2 protein-coding genes are annotated in these 2542 nt (G+C 62.2%); both read left to right on the top strand.

The window, feature by feature from the left end; all coding sequences use genetic code 11:
* Window positions 1-1550, top strand: a 1550-nt coding sequence (locus AC1DVH_RS29420) for a sigma-54-dependent Fis family transcriptional regulator (protein WP_477756746.1), incomplete at its 5' end; no start/stop codon positions are given.
* Between the two features lie 165 nt (window positions 1551-1715).
* Window positions 1716-2542 (top strand): UDP-N-acetylmuramate:L-alanyl-gamma-D-glutamyl-meso-diaminopimelate ligase (gene mpl / locus AC1DVH_RS29415; protein WP_477756745.1); only part of this gene is annotated, 827 nt, incomplete at its 3' end.

Below are 2542 nucleotides of genomic sequence, written 5' to 3'. Positions count from 1 at the left end.
GCGCCGACTGGAGCGAGGCCTGCGAAGGCACCAACGGCATCGGCACCTGCCTGGTGGAGCGTCAGTCGCTGACCATCCATCAGGACGAACACTTTCGCGGCCGCCACACCGGCCTGACCTGTTCGGCGAGCCCGGTCTTCGATCCCCATGGCGAACTGCTGGCGGTGCTCGACGTGTCGTCGGCGCGGCGCGACGTGTCGCGGCAAAGCCAGTTTCACACCATGGCGCTGGTCAATCTGTCGGCGAAGATGATCGAGAGCTGCTACTTCCTGCGCTGCTTCGACAACCAATGGTTGTTGCGTTTTCACTTGCAGGCCGAGTCCGTCGGTTTGTTCAGCGAAGGGTTGCTGGCGTTCGACGGAGAAGGGCGAATTTGCGCGGTCAACCAGAGTGCGCTGAACCTGCTGGGACATATTCGCGGCGGCTTGCTGGGTAAGCCGGTGGAGGCGTTTTTCGATTGCTCGCTCGATGAGTTGCTCGGTCGCGCGAGCACCAATGCCGCCGCCAGTTGGCCGTTGCGCACCCGCGATGGTCGCAAGCTGTTCGCGGTATTGCGCGGTGAGGCACGGCGGTCGCTGCCGATTCCGATGGTGCCAACTGCCAAGGTTGCACAAGTACCGCGCCTGTCGGGCATTTGCCTGGATGACGCGACGTTGCAGGCGGACTTCCGTAAGGCTTTGCGCGTCTACGAACGCGACGTGCCGCTGCTGATCAACGGCGAAACCGGGTCCGGCAAGGAGGCCTTTGCCAAAGCGGTGCACCACGCCAGCCAGCGGGCGGAAAAAGCCTTCGTCGCCCTCAATTGCGCGGCCATTCCTGAAAGCCTGATCGAAAGCGAGCTGTTCGGTTATCGCGGTGGCAGTTTCACCGGCGCGCGCAAGGAAGGCATGCGCGGCAAGTTGCAACAGGCCGATGGCGGCACGTTGTTCCTCGATGAAATCGGTGACATGCCACTGGCCCTGCAGACGCGATTGCTGAGGGTGCTGGAAGACCGGCAAGTGGTGCCGATCGGCGGCGAGCCGGAAGCGGTGAATGTGCGGATCATCAGTGCCACTCACCGCAACTTGCTGGGTCGCGTGGAGGACGGCAGCTTCCGTGAGGATTTGTATTACCGGCTCAACGGGCTGGAAGTCGCGTTGCCGGCCTTGCGTGATCGTAGCGACAAATCCCGGTTGCTCGACTTTTTGCTGGCCGAGGAGGCAGGCGCAGAAACTGTGTTGATCGACGGGCCGGCGCGGGAGGCCTTATTGGGATTCGCCTGGCCGGGCAACGTGCGGCAGTTGCGTAATGTGCTGCGTACGTTGGCGGCACTGTGTGAGGACGGGCGGATCGGTCTGGAAGATTTGCCGGCGATGATTCGCCAGGCGCGGCCGGTGGCGGCGCAGGCTATCGAGGAGCCATCAGAGCATCCGCTGGATGATGCCGAGCGGCTGGCGTTACTCAATGCGCTGGAGCAGACGCGGTGGCACATGACGCATACGGCTGAGCAGTTGGGGGTCAGTCGAAATACCCTCTATCGGAAGCTGCGTAAACACGGCATCGCTCGGTAATTGCTACGTCGACCTGTAGGAGCCGGCTTGCCGGCGAAGGCGGTCTGGAGATTGTCTTCGCCGGCAAGCCGGCTCCTACAGGTTTTGCGCTGAGCGCCATTGAAACATCAGGTGCGATTTTCCCCTCCCTAAGCTAACCTGCGGCCATGTTTTACGAGGTCGACTATGCACATTCATATTCTTGGTATCTGCGGCACTTTCATGGGGTCAATGGCGGTTCTGGCCAAAGAGCTGGGCCATCACGTGACGGGCTCCGATGCCAACGTCTATCCGCCGATGAGCACTCAGCTGGAAGCCCAGGGCATCGAGTTGACCCAAGGCTACGACCCGGCGCAACTCGATCCGGCCCCCGATCTGGTGGTGATCGGCAACGCCATGTCCCGGGGCAACCCGGCGGTGGAGTACGTGCTGAACAAAGGCCTGCCTTACGTCTCCGGCCCGCAATGGCTGGCCGATCACGTGCTGCAAGGTCGTTGGGTACTGGCCGTTGCCGGTACGCACGGCAAGACCACCACCAGCAGCATGCTGGCCTGGGTACTGGAGCACGCGGGCATGGCCCCGGGCTTCCTGATCGGCGGCGTGCCGCAAAACTTCTCGGTGTCGGCGCGCCTGGGCGATACGCCGTTCTTCGTCATCGAAGCCGACGAGTACGACAGTGCGTTCTTCGACAAGCGTTCCAAGTTCGTGCACTACCGTCCGCGCACGGCAATCCTGAACAACCTCGAATTCGATCACGCGGACATCTTCCCGGATCTGCCGGCCATCGAGCGACAGTTCCATCACTTGGTGCGGACCATCCCGAGCGAAGGCCTGGTGATTCATCCGACCACTGAGCCGGCGTTGCAGCGTGTTATCGAGATGGGTTGCTGGACGCCGGTGCAAACCACCGGTGCCGGCGGTCAGTGGCAGGTCAAGCTGCTCAGTGAAGATGGCTCGAAGTTCGAAGTGATGTTCGATGGCGTCGCCCAGGGTGTGGTCGAGTGGGACATGAC

The sequence above is a fragment of the Pseudomonas sp. P4_C3 genome, from assembly GCF_056402075.1.
Note: the sequence above shows the minus strand (reverse complement) of the source record. Positions and strands in the feature narration are given on the sequence as shown.